General features: G+C 45.0%; 18 protein-coding genes. 13 read left to right on the top strand and 5 right to left on the bottom strand.

What is annotated here, in order from left to right; genetic code table 11:
- Nucleotides 1-24: 24 nt before the first annotated feature.
- The 3 genes from AC3D28_RS08685 to ygfZ form a co-directional block, all read right to left on the bottom strand.
- Nucleotides 25-231: a DUF1107 domain-containing protein gene (locus AC3D28_RS08685; protein WP_488534541.1), complete on the bottom strand. Its 207-nt coding sequence runs from the start codon at nt 229-231 to the stop codon at nt 25-27.
- A 654-nt stretch (nt 232-885) separates the two neighbouring features.
- Complete coding sequence (locus AC3D28_RS08680) at nt 886-1,359, bottom strand: aminoacyl-tRNA deacylase (RefSeq protein ID WP_488536075.1); 474 nt, start codon at nt 1,357-1,359, stop codon at nt 886-888.
- On the bottom strand, nt 1,352-2,320 hold the full coding sequence (ygfZ, locus tag AC3D28_RS08675) for a tRNA-modifying protein YgfZ (RefSeq protein WP_488534540.1): 969 nt from the start codon (nt 2,318-2,320) through the stop codon (nt 1,352-1,354). Before ygfZ ends, AC3D28_RS08680 begins: the two co-directional genes overlap by 8 nt.
- A 189-nt stretch (nt 2,321-2,509) precedes the next feature.
- Here ygfZ and AC3D28_RS08670 point away from each other — a divergent pair, with 189 nt between their 5' ends.
- Together AC3D28_RS08670 and AC3D28_RS08665 are read left to right on the top strand one after the other, a co-directional pair.
- Nucleotides 2,510-2,770, top strand: coding sequence for an FAD assembly factor SdhE (locus tag AC3D28_RS08670; protein WP_098414789.1), 261 nt, complete (start codon nt 2,510-2,512; stop codon nt 2,768-2,770).
- Nucleotides 2,718-3,200, top strand: a complete 483-nt coding sequence (locus AC3D28_RS08665) for a protein YgfX (RefSeq protein ID WP_488534539.1) — start codon at nt 2,718-2,720, stop codon at nt 3,198-3,200. The genes AC3D28_RS08670 and AC3D28_RS08665 overlap by 53 nt, the downstream gene beginning before the upstream one ends.
- A gap of 22 nt (nt 3,201-3,222) precedes the next feature.
- Here AC3D28_RS08665 and nadB read toward each other — a convergent pair whose 3' ends face one another.
- Nucleotides 3,223-4,836: an L-aspartate oxidase gene (gene nadB / locus AC3D28_RS08660; protein WP_488534538.1), complete on the bottom strand. Its 1,614-nt coding sequence runs from the start codon at nt 4,834-4,836 to the stop codon at nt 3,223-3,225.
- Between the two features lie 620 nt (nt 4,837-5,456).
- Here nadB and rpoE point away from each other — a divergent pair.
- The 11 genes from rpoE to acpS all read left to right on the top strand — a co-directional run bounded on the left by rpoE (nt 5,457) and on the right by acpS (nt 14,705).
- Entirely contained in the window at nt 5,457-6,029 is a 573-nt protein-coding gene (gene rpoE / locus AC3D28_RS08655) for an RNA polymerase sigma factor RpoE (protein ID WP_488534537.1), read from the top strand.
- Between the two features lie 32 nt (nt 6,030-6,061).
- The gene (locus AC3D28_RS08650) at nt 6,062-6,688 is read left to right on the top strand and encodes an RseA family anti-sigma factor (RefSeq protein WP_488534536.1); all 627 of its coding nucleotides are present in this window, start codon (nt 6,062-6,064) and stop codon (nt 6,686-6,688) included.
- Nucleotides 6,685-7,650 (top strand): sigma-E factor regulatory protein RseB, encoded by a 966-nt coding sequence (gene rseB, locus AC3D28_RS08645; protein WP_488534535.1) that lies wholly within the window; start codon nt 6,685-6,687, stop codon nt 7,648-7,650. Before AC3D28_RS08650 ends, rseB begins: the two co-directional genes overlap by 4 nt.
- On the top strand, nt 7,647-8,117 hold the full coding sequence (locus tag AC3D28_RS08640) for a SoxR reducing system RseC family protein (protein ID WP_098414793.1): 471 nt from the start codon (nt 7,647-7,649) through the stop codon (nt 8,115-8,117). The genes rseB and AC3D28_RS08640 overlap by 4 nt, the downstream gene beginning before the upstream one ends.
- A gap of 159 nt (nt 8,118-8,276) precedes the next feature.
- Nucleotides 8,277-10,070, top strand: coding sequence for a translation elongation factor 4 (lepA, locus tag AC3D28_RS08635; RefSeq protein WP_098414794.1), 1,794 nt, complete (start codon nt 8,277-8,279; stop codon nt 10,068-10,070).
- Nucleotides 10,071-10,174: 104 nt separating this feature from the next.
- Nucleotides 10,175-11,074 (top strand): signal peptidase I, encoded by a 900-nt coding sequence (gene lepB, locus AC3D28_RS08630; RefSeq protein ID WP_098414795.1) that lies wholly within the window; start codon nt 10,175-10,177, stop codon nt 11,072-11,074.
- Between the two features lie 31 nt (nt 11,075-11,105).
- Complete coding sequence (rnc, locus tag AC3D28_RS08625) at nt 11,106-11,783, top strand: ribonuclease III (protein ID WP_098414796.1); 678 nt, start codon at nt 11,106-11,108, stop codon at nt 11,781-11,783.
- Nucleotides 11,776-12,738 (top strand): GTPase Era, encoded by a 963-nt coding sequence (gene era, locus AC3D28_RS08620; protein WP_488534534.1) that lies wholly within the window; start codon nt 11,776-11,778, stop codon nt 12,736-12,738. Before rnc ends, era begins: the two co-directional genes overlap by 8 nt.
- Before the next feature lie 113 nt (nt 12,739-12,851).
- The gene (gene recO, locus AC3D28_RS08615) at nt 12,852-13,583 is read left to right on the top strand and encodes a DNA repair protein RecO (RefSeq protein ID WP_488534533.1); all 732 of its coding nucleotides are present in this window, start codon (nt 12,852-12,854) and stop codon (nt 13,581-13,583) included.
- Nucleotides 13,580-14,308, top strand: coding sequence for a pyridoxine 5'-phosphate synthase (gene pdxJ / locus AC3D28_RS08610; RefSeq protein ID WP_488534532.1), 729 nt, complete (start codon nt 13,580-13,582; stop codon nt 14,306-14,308). The genes recO and pdxJ overlap by 4 nt, the downstream gene beginning before the upstream one ends.
- Before the next feature lie 16 nt (nt 14,309-14,324).
- Entirely contained in the window at nt 14,325-14,705 is a 381-nt protein-coding gene (gene acpS / locus AC3D28_RS08605) for a holo-ACP synthase (RefSeq protein WP_098414800.1), read from the top strand.
- 71 nt (nt 14,706-14,776) lie between these two features.
- Here the strand turns inward: acpS and barA are convergent, their stop codons facing one another.
- The gene (gene barA, locus AC3D28_RS08600) at nt 14,777-17,575 is read right to left on the bottom strand and encodes a two-component sensor histidine kinase BarA (protein ID WP_488534531.1); all 2,799 of its coding nucleotides are present in this window, start codon (nt 17,573-17,575) and stop codon (nt 14,777-14,779) included.
- Nucleotides 17,576-17,716: the final 141 nt, after the last annotated feature.

Genomic DNA, 17,716 nt, shown 5'->3' with positions numbered 1-17,716 from the left:
CTTTCTTTTATCGTCGGTGTTTTGCTAAGCATATGCGCATCGGAGTTTCATTATTTCTTGGTTGATCTCTTTCACCGCTCGGAAATGGCGTTGCTCTGCTTTCTCTGGCAGCATCAGCTTACCGTTATCAAACTCGAATCTACCGACCCCGTAAATATAAATTCTTCCTTTAAAAAGACGGCTTATATGTTTAGCTATCATACTTGGTGTATAGCGCTTAAACAGTCTCATATTTACTTTCCTTTTCTCTAACCTAGCTTAGGTATTTTACGTTTTTGACGTAAAAATTATTGTGACAGCAATAGTATTAAATGCAGGTGTAAGGGGTTGCTTTAGAGATTTGTGTTGTCTTAGACAGTTTGACAGTGTCGTCTCTTAAATAGCGTGAGGATTACCCCAAAAGTCACCTATAAAGGAATTCAAATAACGTTGCACTCCTTTTTGATATGAAACATTAAACAATAGTTTTGTTACAGAGTTAAGAATAGAACGAAAATGATGGTTTGCTAATGGTGACTGTTAGCGTTGGGGGCTCCTTTAATCTCTGTTCTATATAATCTCAACTTGTCCTAACTTTAGAGAAAAGTGAGAAGAAAAAGTTCCGCGTAAAAAAAAGCCCGCTTCAGCGGGCAAATAGTCACAGATGCATTACACAAAAGTGAACAACTGACTCTATGACGGCTGCCATTCAGTCAGCGGATTCACTTTATATTGGCCAAGTGCTTGTTTAAAACTCAACCAACGAGATCAGCATATAAGGTTTTTATTCTTGTGACTATTTATGTTTAAAAAATGATTAAAAATACCCAAGATCCATTGCCGTTGATATGAGCAGGATCACGCAGTGATGGAAACACTGCGTAGCATTACATTATTTTTAGACGATTAACGACAGATCTCAGCGACGGTCGGCTGACACAATTGGATAAGATCTTGGATAGAAAGCGCCAGTCCAGCCATTCGATCGCCACTGCTGATCGTAACGTCCTGTTCTTCTAGTAAGCTAGGATCGAACACGATCGGCATGTGGCGTTTAAGTAATAACGGGGTGACAGTGCCAACTTTGTAACCCGTGATGGCCTCAACGTCGGCTTGATCAACGCAAGTCATCCGGCGACATTGCAGTAACGAGCGCACTTTTTTGGGATCGACGCTACGATCACCAGGCGCACAGGCGAGTGCATATTGATTACCCATGTCTCGTAGCAAGATCGCTTTCACCATTTGAGAAGGGCGAATGCCGCGTTGTTGCGCGGTATCTTCAATAGTCGTTGCAGGCCTTTGATGCGATAACAGACGAAACGGAATGTGTTGGTCCGTAAGAAATTGCATCAAAGGAGTATTGATTGTATTACTCATCATCAAGGCTGTAAGGCAGTGATTCGATTGTCCACTCACACTCTGGTTGAGCAACCAAACGAAGACGAGTGTCTTCATCGAGATTATTGGGCAGTACGATCAGACCAATCGCGTGATTGTCACTGAATTGGTAGTGGTTTAGTAAAGTTCCCACTGAACGCCAGTTTTCACCAACGCTGCGTTCGAGTTCAATTGCCTCATCCGTGAACGGAGCTGAAGTTGTACCTTTTACGATGTACATCGCGCGTTTATTTGTACCGCGATATTTTGCGCGTGCTACCGTTTCTTGTCCTGTGTAGCAGCCCTTTGTGAAGCTAATGCCTCCTAAAGCTTGCATGTTGAGCGCTTGTGGAATATGAGTGTTCTGTGCAGACGCAGACACAAATGGTAAACCGGCCTCAATGTCGAAACGATTCCAAAGCTCATTTGTCGTCAGGACAGCATCTGTATTTTCAACGACTGGTTGCGCAGCTGGCGCACTTAATATCAGTAACCAGCGGTTTTGTGAGACTTGTACCGCGGTGCCGCCTTCAACAGGACGAACGCTGCCAGTCGTATTGCTCATGGTCGAGATAAGCTCGTCGGCTTTGACGCCAGCTACACCTAAGATAACGTCATCAGAAGCTGCGATCGTCACTTTAGAAAAAATGGCGTATTTTTTTATTTCGCTAAGTTCTACATCAATCGCCGATTTTGGCTGGACCATGCTGTAACCATCGTGATGATGGAAAAGTCGGAACACACTCCATACCTTACCTTTTGCATCACAGTGCGCACCGAGTGTGGACTGGTCTTTGTTAAGACTGGCGACATCGCAGGTAACCTGACCTTGTAAGTAGGAATTTTTATCATCACCAGTGATGGTGATCATGCCGAAATTGTCCAGCAGCGAGATAGATAACTCTGGAAGTGCGTCTTGAGTTGAGAGAGGTAGTGCTGAAAAACGAGTTTGCCATTCCATAATTACAATGCCTTTTGAAGATATTTTTCCGCTATGTTATACCCAAATAACCTTGAGATACTAGGGGGGCGATTTACGAATCAACATTTGTCGGCTTTCACCACCGTATTGTGACCCGCACACTAGTGACGTAGCACATCCCTTGTTACACTCCGCTTTAACAATAAGACATCTATGAAGGAATAGTGAATGTACACTCCGGAAGAAAAGGCGCGTATTAAATGGGCGTGTCGTCGAGGCATGCTTGAGCTTGACGTAGTGATTATGCCGTTTTTTGAAGAGTGCTTTGATGCTCTGAGTGAGCAAGAACAGCGTGACTTTGTTTCTTTGCTTGAATGCGATGATCCTGATCTGTTTACTTGGGTGATGGGACATGGTCGTAGCGAAAACTTAGGTCATGCGGCTATGGTTGATAAAATTGTCGCCCACAATCTCAGTAAAGTTCGTTAATTTTACCGCTTACCCCTCTTTTACTGCCCGAGTCATTAATTTGCTTCTTCTGTTTATAATGACTGGGGCCGTTACCTTCTCTAGCATCCCGCTCGTATTATCGACTTATTTGTTATTACTGATTGTTAAGGCACTATTGAACCAAGGCTTTGTTAAACCTACAAGCCAGAGGGATTGGTATGTGCATTGTGATGGCTCGGTTAGGTTTGACGCCCTTGAGTATAGTGAATGCTCGGCGGCTCTTGAGTCTGAAAAGGATCAGTTACTACGAATCGATACATCGACATTGCCATTCAAGATAACATTTCGATTGCAGTCTGGCCGTAGCGTCACGATTTGGCGTGACAGCTGTGCAGACCAACACTATCGCCAGCTATATTTGGTATTACGCCAGTGGGAAATGAAACAGGAAGCCAATGCTCCCTGTTGATGTAATAGTTTACTTTGTAGAATTAAAGCTGTTTAGCTGGAACCAAGATGGTTGGCCCGCTGTTTTCCAGTTGATTTGGATAATCGAGTGTATAGTGCAAACCACGACTCTCTTTGCGCTGCATCGCACAGCGAACCATCAGTTCTGCCACTTGTAAGAGGTTACGCAGCTCTAGCAGGTTGTTCGATACGCGGAAGTTGCTGTAGTACTCATGCGTTTCTTGTTGCAGCAGCTGGATGCGACGTAATGCTCGCTCCAACCGTTTATCGGTGCGCACAATACCCATGTAGTCCCACATGAATAAGCGTAGCTCGTGCCAGTTATGCTGAATAATCACTTCTTCATCACTATTGCTGACTTGGCTTTCATCCCAGCAAGGTACGCGTGGAGGGAGGTCAACATTGGTGTGGTGTTTCAGAATATCTTCCGCCGCAGACCAAGCATAAACCACACATTCGAGCAGTGAGTTAGAAGCCATACGGTTTGCACCATGTAAACCGGTGTAGCTAACTTCACCAATGGCATACAGGTTTTTTAGGTCAGTACTGCCATTTCTGTCTACCATTACACCGCCACAGGTATAGTGCGCGGCTGGAACGATTGGAATCGGTTCTTTGGTCATATCAATGCCCAAGTCCATCAAGCGAGAGTAAATGGTTGGGAAGTGCTTGGTGATAAAGTCCGCAGGCTTGTGGCTGATATCGAGGTACATACAGTCAGCACCTAAACGCTTCATTTCATAGTCGATGGCGCGAGCCACAACGTCACGGGGGGCCAGTTCTTTGCGCGCGTCGAAATCGGGCATAAAGCGAGAACCATCAGGGCGACGTAAGTAAGCGCCTTCGCCACGTAAGGCTTCGGTCAGGAGGAAGTTACGCGCTTCAGGGTGATATAAACACGTAGGATGGAATTGGTTGAATTCCATATTCGCCACGCGACAGCCAGCACGCCATGCGATTGCAATGCCGTCACCCGAAGAGACGTCGGGGTTGGAGGTATATTGATAAACCTTAGATGACCCACCGGTTGCAAGAACCACGAATTTAGCGCGTACAGCTTCTACGTGTTCCTCATTACGGTTCCAAATGTAGGCACCTATCACTTTATTTTTATCACCACCAATTTTATCTCCGGTGATAAGGTCTAGTGCGTTATGACGCTCAAGAACATGAATGTTTGGATGGTTATGAGCGTTGTCTTGCAAAGAGGTTTGCATTGCCATTCCAGTGGCGTCTGCCGCATGAAGAATACGTCGACGACTGTGCCCACCTTCACGAGTTAAGTGATAGCGCGGCTCTTCGTCAGAGTCATCCTCTTCACGGTCAAATGGCACACCACCATCAATGAGCCATTGCACACACTCTTTCGAATGCTCGGCAATGAACCTCACGGTATCTTCATCACAGATACCATCCCCCGCGATTTGTGTATCTTCAACGTGTGAATCAATGGTATCGGATTCATCAAATACTGCAGCGATACCGCCTTGAGCGTAATACGTGGCTCCTTCGCTGCGTGGTCCTTTGCTGAGAACAATTACCTTACAATGGTTAGCAACACGCAAAGCCAACGACAGGCCTGCAGCGCCACTTCCTACGATTAACACATCACATTCATGTTCACGATTTGTGTTCATATAACTTTTATAATCCCAAGCTAAGGTAACCAGATCACCTTGTGTATTATTTGCACACCATGTGCATTCCATTAACGCGATATCCATCGCTACGTGCTATCAGTTGGGAGACGTATTTGCATCAACATTATTTTGGAGGCTCCAGCCACTCTTATTGTTATACATGAGGACATGCATATGCATCCCGAGAGTTGTTTGCAACGCGATGTTTAGGTAGCCCTTAGTCATGCAAGTGAAAAGTAATCGTTTCTGTACCCCTATGACTGCAAGGTACAAGTCAAGTCACTCTTTCTGATTAGGTTATTTGAACAAATCTCGTTGCTTTTCCATGCTCGACCCAGCACAATCTGGGACAGAGATTGTACATTATACCCATTTCCTTCCAAGATGCTCGCTTGTCAAGCTTAGACCTGAAGTCAGATAATCTTGGTCATTTGGTTATAGACATCACACTGTGAAATAACAATGACAAAAAACGAGAGAACCCACGGAACTTTCTTATTCACGGCGGAGTCACAAAGAGTGCTCAAGTAAGCAGTGGTGTCAATACTACGTTATTGCATAATTAGTACCCATGTCTGAGAAGATTAGGGGCATAACAAATAGGAGTATCCGCTCGAATGAACGAGCAGCTGACCGACCAAGTATTGATTGAGCGAGTTCAGAATGGCGATAAGCAAGCATTTAACCTGCTGGTAACGAAGTACCAGAACAAGGTATGTAATCTTATTTCCAGATACGTTAGTAATCCTGGCGATGTACCAGATGTAGCACAAGAAGCGTTTATCAAAGCTTACCGAGCTATTCCTACTTTTCGTGGGGAAAGTGCGTTTTATACGTGGCTGTATCGCATCGCAGTGAATACTGCGAAAAATCATATCGTAGCTCAGGGGAGAAGACCTCCAGCGACTGATGTTGATGCTGAAGAAGCTGAATTTTATGAAACAGGTGGTGCACTTAAAGAAATATCGAACCCTGAGAACTTAACGTTGTCCAAAGAATTGCAACGGGTAGTGTTCAGTGCAATCGAAGCCTTACCTGAAGATTTAAAAACTGCAATGACATTACGAGAGTTTGATGGCTTGAGTTATGAAGAAATTGCTGAAGTAATGGATTGCCCAGTAGGAACGGTACGATCGCGTATCTTCCGTGCTCGTGAAGCGGTAGAAAAGAAAATTAAACCTCTTTTGTAGCGCTAGTACCAGTAATAACTATGGTGAAAACAATGGCTGACAAAGAAAAACTTTCAGCTCTCATGGATGGAGAATTGGTCGATAAGGCTTTAATTCAAGAGTTAGAGCAAGACCAAGAGAGCCGTAATGCTTGGCAGAATTATCACCTAATTGGTGATGTGATGCGAGGCGAAGCGCCAGCAAAACCTGATTGGAATATTGCTGAAAGCGTGGCGTTAGCGTTAGAAGATGAACCTGCACACTGTGCGCTTGATTCGCACCGTGCAAACGTAACCTCAATCGTAAACACGCTAGAAGAGTCTCAACCAGAACCGAAAAAAGCAAAGCGTCAGTTGCCAGATTGGTTGTCACAGTTTGGACAAGTCGCGGTTGCTGCATGTGTATCACTCGTCGTTATTTTAGGTGTACAGCAGTATGGTGGTAGCGATTCGATGTCGCCTCAAACCGACCAATTGCCAGTGTTGCAGACCGTTCCGTTTGCTGGCAGCGCAGAGCCGGTAAGTTTAACTCGTGAGTCTGTAGAGCGTTCTGTAGGGGAAGCAAATATGCAAGAGCAACGTAAACGTGTTCATGCTATGCTGAGAGACTACGAATTGCAGTTAAGAATTAACAGCGATGCATCTCAACAAGATGCAAATCTGAGTCCGGATATTGAATGAAAAAATTTCTGATCAGCGCTTGCGCTCTGTTCAGTATGATGCCTTTTCAAGCCTTTGCTGATGATAAGCCAGCGGAGGCTTTATTGCATCAAATGAGCGAGGCGAGTAAGAATTTAAGTTACGAACTCTCTTATATCCTTATCAAAAAGAATAGCATTGAGCCGTTGCTGTATCGTCATGCGATGCATGGTGACGATCAATATGCTCATCTTGTTTATTTAAGTGGCCCTGTGCGCGAAGTGATTCGTCGCGGCACAGAAGTGAGCTATATTGAAACAGGGTTAGAACCATTTACTATCGAGTCAGGTAAAATGGTCGCTCCGACCATACCAATGCTCAATGCCAATATCGACGAGCTAAACCTGTATTATGATTACGTAAAAGTCGGTCGAGCTCGTGAAGTTGGTGTGGCAACACAAGTGTTGCGTATCGTGCCGAAAGATGGCTTACGTTATTCCTACATATTATGGATTGATGAGAAAAGTAAGCTACCATTACGTGCTGATCTTGTTGACCGTGATGGTGAAATGTTGGAGCAATACCGCGCCATTTCCTACACTGTAAATCCCAAAATTGCAGAGCTGATGAGTGGTTTACAAGATGTTCAATTGCCGGCTGTACTCACCATGCCAAAAGGCGATATTGGGACCAGTAACTGGCAAGTGGGTTGGATCCCTGAAGGGTTTGAGCCAAATGAACTTAACCGTTACCGCATGGCAGTCACCAATCAAATGGTTGAGAGTCAACTGTATTCCGATGGCTTGTTCAGTTTCTCTGTTTATGTAGCAAACAAAGACGAGCACTCATTAAAAGGTCAATTGGTGCGTCAAGGAAGAAGAACACTGCACAGTTTTGTCAGCGGTCAATACGAGATTTCCGTGGTAGGCGATATTCCACCGACCACTGCGCAGCGTATTGCTCAGTCAGTCACATTTAATGTAACAAAGAGTAAACGACAATGATGACCGCGTTGGCTACCGTGACAGACGTTCATCGTCATGGTAAACAATACGAAATTGATTTAAGCTGCGAACAGCAAACCAGCTGTAGCAGCTGTTCTTCACAGAAAAACTGTGGAACTGGTTTGGTTACTAAAGCCATTGGCAATAAAAGCCTGTCTTGGCAATTACGTACTGAAAAATCGGTGAAAATTGGTCAAGTGGTAGAAATTGGCTTTCCTGAAGCAAGCCTGATTAAGTCAGCAATGGCGGTTTATTTATTGCCACTGTTGGGGTTAATTGTTGGAGCCATGTTTGGTCACTTTCTATTTGAGCCACTGACTACTGGTGGTGAAGGTATCATCATCGTAACCTCGATATTATTCGCCGTTGGTGGAATGTGGATCGCAAAACGCGTTTCTGCTCCACTAGAAGACGAATCAAAGCGCCAAGTCACACTCGTTCGGGTGCTTGGGGAGCCAATCCAGTAAGCGCTTTGCCCTCGTATCTCAAGGTTATTTGGGGATGTTCCTTAAATGACGTGCGCCCGTTAACGAAATTCGGTAGAATCTGCCAACTTGATTGAAATGCCGTCAGATGATGGCATTTCTTACTGTTCCCATTTGTAAAGAGTTAGTCACCCTAAATCTATGAAGCACATTCGTAACTTTTCGATTATCGCCCACATCGACCATGGTAAGTCGACCCTATCAGACCGTCTAATCCAAGTTTGTGGCGGATTAACCGAACGTGAAATGGCCGCACAGGTTCTGGATTCAATGGATCTTGAACGTGAGCGTGGTATCACCATCAAATCTCAGAGTGTGACGCTAAACTACACCGCTAAAGATGGTGAAACGTATCAGCTGAACTTCATCGATACTCCGGGACACGTTGACTTTGCGTATGAAGTATCACGTTCTCTCGCTGCTTGTGAAGGCGCATTACTAGTAGTGGATGCCGGTCAAGGTGTAGAAGCACAGACACTGGCTAACTGTTACACCGCGATCGAAATGGATTTGGAAGTTATTCCAATCCTGAACAAAATCGACTTGCCTGCCGCAGACCCTGATCGCGTAGCAGAAGAAATTGAAGAAATCGTTGGTATCGATGCGATGGACGCCACCCGATGTTCTGCAAAAACCGGTTTGGGTGTCGACGACGTGTTAGAAAATATCGTATCAGCGATTCCAGCGCCAGAAGGTGATCCTGATGCGCCGTTACAAGCGTTGATCATTGACTCATGGTTCGATAACTATCTTGGTGTTGTCTCTTTGGTTCGGATTAAAAATGGCCAGTTGAAGAAGAACGACAAGATCAAGGTCATGAGCACTGGCCAAGTTTGGGGGGTCGACCGTTTAGGTATTTTTACACCAAAACGGGTGGACACCGAAATTCTTCGTACTGGCGAAGTAGGTTGGGTGGTTTGTGGTATTAAAGACATCCTTGGCGCACCAGTAGGTGATACCCTGACTCTGGCTAAAAATGGGTGCGAGACTCCTTTACCTGGCTTTAAGAAAGTAAAACCACAGGTATACGCCGGTCTATTTCCAGTATCATCTGATGACTATGAAAACTTCCGTGATGCATTAGGTAAGCTAAGCCTGAACGATGCATCATTGTTTTACGAACCAGAAAACTCTGCCGCGCTCGGTTTTGGTTTTCGTTGTGGTTTCCTTGGTATGTTGCACATGGAAATCATCCAAGAGCGTTTAGAGCGTGAATACGACCTCGACCTAATTACAACGGCGCCAACGGTAGTATACGAAGTTAAAAAGACTGACGGTGAAATGCTGTACGTTGATAGCCCAGCAAAATTACCTGCAATCAATGACATCGAAGAGATCCGTGAACCTATCGCACGTTGTAATATTCTTGTGCCATCAGACTACCTAGGTAACGTAATTACACTGTGTGTTGAGAAGCGCGGTTCTCAGGTTGATATGGTTTACCACGGTAACCAAGTTGCAGTCACTTATGATATTCCAATGGCAGAAGTTGTACTCGATTTCTTCGACCGTCTAAAGTCTACTTCGCGTGGTTATGCATCTCTGGATTACAACTTCCAGCGCTTTGATATGTCGGATATGGTACGTGTCGACGTATTGCTAAATGGTGACAAAGTCGATGCACTTGCCATGATCACTCATAAAGATCAGGCGCAGACTCGTGGTCGACAGCTGGTGGAGAAGATGAAAGAATTTATTCCTCGTCAGATGTTTGATATCGCAATTCAGGCTGCTATTGGTAACCACATCATTGCGCGTTCTACTGTGAAACAGCTACGTAAAAACGTAATCGCGAAATGTTATGGTGGTGACGTAAGCCGTAAGAAAAAACTTCTGAAGAAACAGAAAGAAGGTAAGAAGCGCATGAAACAAATCGGTAACGTTGAGTTACCGCAAGAAGCGTTCCTAGCCATCCTTCACGTAGGAAAAGACTAGAGTTGAACTTTGTCTCACACTTTTTGGTCTTAAGACGTTAGATATTAAAATAAGTGAAAGGGTTTAGGCTCTTTCACTTTCGTATTTTTAGATAAGGGAATTTAATGGCGAATACATTCTCACTGATTCTAGTTATCGTAACCTTGGTAACCGGGGTTGTTTGGCTGTTGGAAAAACTGTTGTTTGCCAAGAAGCGTCAAGCAAAACTGGCTGAGATCCAAGCACAGACGACAAACGGCTTAGATGCGGTGACGTTACAACAAGTAGAGCGCCAGCCTTGGTGGGTTGAAAATAGCGTGTCTATTTTTCCGGTAATTGCCTTTGTTTTGGTATTACGCTCCTTTATCTACGAACCTTTTCAAATTCCGTCAGGCTCAATGATGCCAACCTTATTAGTTGGTGATTTCATTTTGGTTGAGAAATACGCATACGGTTTAAAAGATCCAGTATGGCGCACGCAATTGGTCGAAACTGGTAAGCCAGAACGTGGCGATATCGTGGTATTTAAATACCCGCCACAACCAAGCATTGACTATATCAAGCGGGTCGTTGGTCTACCTGGTGATATCGTACGTTACTCAAGTGATAAGCAGGTGTGTATTCAAAGCAAAGGTGAGTCTACTTGTAAGCCAGTGAAATTGAGTAATGTTGAAGAGAGTCAGTTTATTTCAAACGGGATCCCAATGATCCAACTGGATGAAAAGTTGGGTAACGTTGAACATAATATTTTGGTCAACCCTCTTATTCGCAACCGGGTGGAACAATACTTTCCACGTCGCGGTACTACAGAATGGGTTGTACCACAAGGTCAGTACTTTGTGATGGGTGATAACCGTGATAACAGTGCTGATAGCCGATATTGGGGCTTTGTTCCTGAAGCAAATCTAGTCGGCAAAGCTGTGGCCATTTGGATCAGCTTCGAGTTTGAGCGTGGCGCAGATAGCGTTTTACCTTCATGGATCCCAACTGGTGTGCGTTTTAACCGCATCGGTGGCATTCACTAACCATTTATATCTATATCTATATCGAGAGAGTATGAATTCTCCAATTGATAAACTAGAGCGACAGCTCGGCTACCCATTTAGAGATGCCGAGCTTATCAATTTGGCGCTGACTCACCGCAGCGCCAATAGTAAGCATAATGAACGTCTTGAGTTTCTGGGCGATTCAATTTTAAGTTTTGTCATCGCTGATGAACTATACCATCGTTTTCCAAAAGTGAACGAAGGCGATATGAGCCGTATGCGTGCTACTTTGGTTCGCGGACATACATTGGCGGAACTGGGTCGTGAATTCGATCTAGGAGATTATTTAAAATTAGGTCCAGGTGAATTGAAGAGTGGCGGTTTCCGCCGAGACTCTATTCTAGCCGATGCGGTAGAAGCCATTATTGGTGCGATTTACCTTGATAGTGATCTTGAAAAAGTACGTGATATTGTACTGAGTTGGTACAATTCGCGTCTTGAAGCCATTCAACCTGGCGTATCACAAAAAGACCCTAAAACTCGCCTACAAGAGTTCCTGCAAGGCACAAGAAAACCGTTGCCTGTTTACACAGTGACTAATATTAAAGGTGAAGCGCACAACCAAGAGTTCACGGTTGAGTGTGAAATTGCAGGTGTGGATAAACCTGTAATCGGTAAAGGCACCAGTCGTCGCAAGGCAGAGCAGGCGGCGGCAGAAACAGCACTTGAGCAATTAACTAATGGCTGATAACGAATTCGATATTGATACATTTTTTGCATCACACGGTGAGCAAAGTACTCCAGAGAACCAACATTGTGGCTTCATCGCCATTGTTGGTCGTCCTAACGTGGGTAAATCAACGCTTCTGAACAAAATCTTAGGTCAGAAAATCTCGATTACTTCACGTAAGCCACAAACGACACGTCACCGCATCATGGGTGTGGACACGGATGGTGATTACCAAGCGATCTACGTGGATACGCCGGGTCTTCATATTGAAGAAAAACGAGCGATCAACCGGTTGATGAATCGTGCGGCGAACTCCTCGTTGAGCGATGTCAACTTAGTGCTCTTCTTGGTAGATGGGACGCAGTGGACCAACGACGATGAGATGGTCTTGACCAAACTTCAAAAGTCGAATTTCCCAGTGGTACTTTGCGTGAATAAGGTTGATAACGTAAAAGATCGTAATGACGTGATGCTACACATGATGGAGCTGTCAAAGAGGATGGACTTCGTTGATGTGGTGCCAATCTCGGCAACACAAGGTAAGAACATCGATGTTCTGCGTAAACATGTACGCGCTCACTTGCCGAAAGCCACGCACCATTTTCCTGAAGAGTATGTGACGGATCGTTCACAGCGCTTTATGGCATCGGAAATTGTTCGTGAAAAGCTAATGCGTTTCACCGGTGAGGAGTTGCCATATTCCGTGACCGTTGAAATTGAGCGTTTTGACTATAACCCGGAAACGGACGGTTTCCATATCAATGCCTTAATTCTTGTTGAACGTAATGGTCAGAAGAAAATGGTGATTGGTAAAGGTGGTGAGAAGATTAAAACCATTGGTCGCGAAGCCCGCTTAGACATGGAAGAGCTGTTTGGGCGGAAGGTTTATCTAGAAACGTGGGTCAAAGTGAAATCTGGTTGGGCTGATGACGAACGTGCACTGCGCTCACTGGGTTACATCGACGATCTATAAACTTGCGGCGAAGAGACTTCGTTTCAATATCGATAAAAAATTAATATCGATTAAAATAAGGAGCCGCTGGCTCCTTATTTTTTATTTAACACTTTTTAGGCACATTGACTTAGATGAGCAATTTATCTGCAGAAGGGTTACAGCGTTGTTTTGTATTGCATCGGCGTTCTTATAGCGAATCGAGTTTAATTCTTGATGTATTCAGTGAGGAATATGGACGTATTACGTTGATGGCTAAAGGCGCACGCAGTAAGCGTTCAAATTTAAAAGGCGCATTGCAGCCCTTTACGCCTTTGCTGCTCAAATGGTCAGGTAAAGGTTCGATGAAAACCTTACGACAAGCAGAGCCCATTAGCCTGGGGTTACCACTCATAGGAATAAACCTTTACTCTGCGATGTACGTTAATGAGTTGATCGGTCGTGTTTTAATGGCTGAGGTACCAATGCCTGCGATGTTTCATGATTATTTGCATGTATTGACGGAATTGGCCCACAACGAGAATCCAGAGCCTGCGCTGCGTCGGTTTGAATTAGCCTTATTGTCTTCGATGGGGTATGGCGTCGATTTTTTGCATTGTGCAGGGACCGGAGAACCTGTCGATCCAGCAATGACTTATCGCTACCGGGAACAAAAAGGGTTCATTGCCTCTGTGAGGCGCGATAACCTGACATTTGTAGGCAATGAACTGATTGCTATCAGTGAGCGTCGGTTTGTCACTAAAGAGCAGCTAAAAGCCGCAAAACGCTTTACACGTATAGCCTTAAAGCCGTATCTTGGCGGTAAACCTTTAAAAAGTCGTGAATTGTTCATTCAGACCCCCAGAGCACGGAGTAACGGAAAATGAGCTCAATTTATTTAGGCGTCAATATCGATCATATTGCCACTCTACGTAATGCACGTGGTACAAAATACCCAGACCCTGTCCATGCTGCAGACATTGCCGAGCGAGCAGGTGCGGACGGTATCACGATTCACTTGCGAGAAGACCGTCGTCATATTTTGGATCGTGATGTACGTATTCTGCGTGAAACCATTCAAACGCGCATGAATTTAGAGATGGCCGTCACGGATGAAATGGTTGAAATTGCACTACAGATTAAGCCTGAGTTCGTTTGTTTAGTGCCGGAGAAACGTGAAGAATTGACCACAGAAGGCGGACTCGATGTCGTTGGTCAACTAGAAAAAATCAAAGCCGCAACCCAACAGCTAACAGACGCGGGCATCAAAGTGTCGTTGTTTATTGATGCTGACCGTCAGCAGATTGAAGCGGCGAAAAGATGTGGCGCGCCATTTATTGAACTTCACACAGGCCAATACGCGGATGCAAGCACCGAAGATGAACAGCAAGCAGAGTTAAAGAAAATTTCAGCTGGTGCAAGCTATGCCCATGACCTTGGAATTATTGTGAATGCTGGGCATGGCCTGACTTACCACAACGTGGCGCCAATCGCTGCGCTGCCAGAGATTTACGAGTTGAACATTGGTCATTCAATCATTGGTCGTGCTGTGTTTGATGGTTTGGAAAAGGCCGTTGCTGACATGAAAGCGCTAATGATCGCGGCGCGTTAATAACTGGGCGAATGTAATGGCGATTATAGGCTTAGGTACCGACATTGCGGAAATTGAGCGTATCGAAAAGGCACTGAATCGCAGTGGTGAATCATTTGCTTTACGTATTCTGTCAGAAGGGGAGCTCAACAAATTTGCCCAACAAAAGCAAAAAGGACGCTATCTAGCCAAGCGTTTTGCGGTGAAAGAGGCAGCCTCCAAAGCGTTAGGGACGGGGATAGCTAAAGGTATTACGTTCCACGATTTTACAATCTCCAATGATGACTTTGGTAAACCTGTACTCTCGTTGTCTGGAGTCGCAAAGCAGATGGCGGATTCGCTGGGGGTGAATCATATTCATCTATCCATTTCCGATGAACGCCACTATGCAGTAGCAACCGTGATTTTAGAATCCTAGTGATAATACACTCAAATCAAATACGAAAAAGCCAGAGCAAATGCACTGGCTTTTTTTGTATCGAAATCGAATTATTGCTCGAGGTATAACTTTGCAGTGGTCGTGACTTTAATCATTTCATCTTGTAGTTCGAACATTTCCGGCTCGACCTCTTCAATACTGACTCCTGAGCGTAGGGCCTGTTCAAGAGTCGCGCAGAGTGACTTGAGCCTTGGCACGCCGCAATAGGAGCTGCTGCCATGTAGTTTATGAATGACATGGATCAGGTCGTCACGAGAGATGTCTTCTTGTTCTAGTGTTTGATCGACGATTTCCTCTACCTCGGGAATAAAATCGATCAACATTTTTAACATGTCTTTGGCTAAGTCTTCTTTATTGGCACTTTGCTTTAAAGCGGCTGGCCAATCGATGATCATATCTTGTTGAACCTGAGAAGGGGCGTGAGAAGACTGGTTTTCTTGCTCATCGACATAAGACGGAGCTACTTTATCCACGCTTTCTGTACAAGCATTTGGGTTCCAGTGAACCAAAACCTGTTGCAGCACATGTTCTTCAATTGGTTTGGTGAGATAGTCATCCATTCCAGCAGAGAGGAGGCGATCTCTTTCTCCTGCCATGGCGTGGGCGGTTACCGCGATAACTGGCGTATCTTTATTCAGTTCCAGTAGCTTAATGTGCTTACAAGCGGTCACACCATCCATCTGGGGCATTTGAATATCCATGAAGATTAAATCGTACTTCTTCTCTGTGGCGAGATTAACGGCTTGCTGGCCATTGCTACATGCCGTTACGGTGTCTACTCGTTCACGAAGCAGGGCCGAGATAAGCTTCAAGTTTGCTGGGTTATCATCGACCGCTAACACAGAAAGAGGTAAACGCTCACTTTCTGTGGGGCTGATTGGAGCAAGCAATTTTGGAGGTGATTCGACATGCTCACTGATTAAGCTTTGAAGTAACTTACGTCGAGACAATGGTTTGGTCAGACACTGAACCTGATGAGCGGTCATGATTTGATCGGCGAGTGCCAGCTCAGTGCTCGGTATGCCCATAATGATACTTGGAGCCATACGCTTAGCTTGCTCTATCCAAGGGGTCACAACTTGTTCATCATAAGTTTGGTTGGCCGCTAAATTCAGCAAGATGTAATCGTATTGCTCATCATTTTCAGGTAGCGAAGAGCGGTAGGTGACTAAAATACCTTCTTGACTGAGAATTTTTTGAGTGACTGTCGCTGCTTGCATATTCGGTTCAATCAGTAGCAGCTGTTTACCCATGAGTAAGTCGGCTTCAATCAGATCACTCATCGGCATTTCTGTTGAGTTGAGTCGCAGGGTAAACCAGAAAGTTGAACCTTGGTGCAGACGGCTGGTTAGGCTGATCTCCCCTCCCATTTGGCTGACCAATTTTTGGGTAATTACCAGGCCTAGGCCTGTGCCGCCATAGCGACGAGAAATGCTGGCATCCGCTTGGCTAAATGCTTGGAATAACTGTGCTTGCTGACGTTCTGAAATGCCGATGCCGGTATCGCGAACCATAAATTGTAGCTCAACGGAATCACCAGACTGAGAACGCATTTCAACACTCATATCAATGTTGCCTCGCTCAGTAAATTTAATCGAGTTACCGATTAAATTCGTCAGCACTTGTTGGATACGCAGCGGATCGCCCACAAGACCCGGCGGGATCTTTGGATCCACTTTCAGGGTGATTTCCAGCCCTTTCTCATGAGCACTGGTGGCTTGCAGGTTGATGACTTCTTCCAAACTTTCACGGAAATCAAACGGAATGTTTTCTAGAGCGAGTTTACCGGCCTCCAATTTCGAGAAATCGAGAATGTCATTGATGATGTTAAGCAGGTTATTCGCCGACTTCTCAATCGTCTGAAGATAATCAGTTTGGCTATTCGAGAGCTGAGTTTTGAGCATTTGGCGGGTAAAACCAATCACGCCGTTGAGCGGAGTGCGCAGCTCGTGGGACATGTTCGCCAAGAACTCGGATTTCACACGGGCGGCTTCTTGGGCTCGCTTCTTGGCAATGTCCAGCTCCACGTTCTGGATTTCAAGTTGTTCAAGTGTTTCACGCAAGTCCGAAGTTGCTTGGTCTATACTGTGCTGCATCTCTACGTGGTACTCCGATAGCGAAACAGCCATCGCGTTAATGCCGTTTTTCAATTGGTCTAATTCACCATGCATCTTGCCTTCGATACGCACGTCCAAGTGACCACGACGAATGCGGTCAACCACATTCTTCATATGGGTGATCGGCTGGGTTACATCGTGCATTAAACGTGAAGCAAACACACTCGCAAGGCCAAGACCGAGTATCAGAACTAAAAATGCCGAGAAGATCTCTTGGTATTGTTGCAGTCTCAAGGACGAGAGATCTAACTCAACTGCGATATAACCAATCGCTTTTGTGCCTTGACTCTTACTTGATAGCTCAGATAAATAGTGGCCTTCGGATAAGATAGGTACGCGTAATATCAGTGAGTTGTCATAGATTTCCGAATTGCCCAATTGTGGGATCGGTTTCCCTTTAGGAAACATCAAGGTTTCAAAATTAGGATGGAAATTAGAAGTAACAAAGAGTTCATGATATTCGTCAAACACTGCAATACTGCGTACCAGTTTGGAGTTTTTACGATGTGCGTAACTGATCAAGCGACGCACGGTTTCACGGCTTTCTGAAAGCAGATGAGTTTCACTGGCAATCGCAAGCGGTTCAATGATGCTATTACCTGTGGTGATAACTTGTTTCTCAAGGTCTTGGTAGCGGTTAAACGAGAAAAAACCGCTCAGTAATAAGCCAATGATGAGAGTGGGAGCGAGAGTCAGCGTAATTACACGTGCTCGTAAGCCATATCTGGTCATGTTATCTAATTACATCGGAGTCGGGATATGGGAAAATAACGCATTATTTCTCAAGTGCACGATAAAGCCTTGAGCAAAGAAGTGACGTCACCGAATAAACGGTAAGCATAATCAAGTCACTCGAATCACACAACGGCTGCA

The sequence above is a fragment of the Vibrio sp. TAP-3B genome, assembly GCF_057784735.1.
Note: the sequence above shows the minus strand (reverse complement) of the source record. Positions and strands in the feature narration are given on the sequence as shown.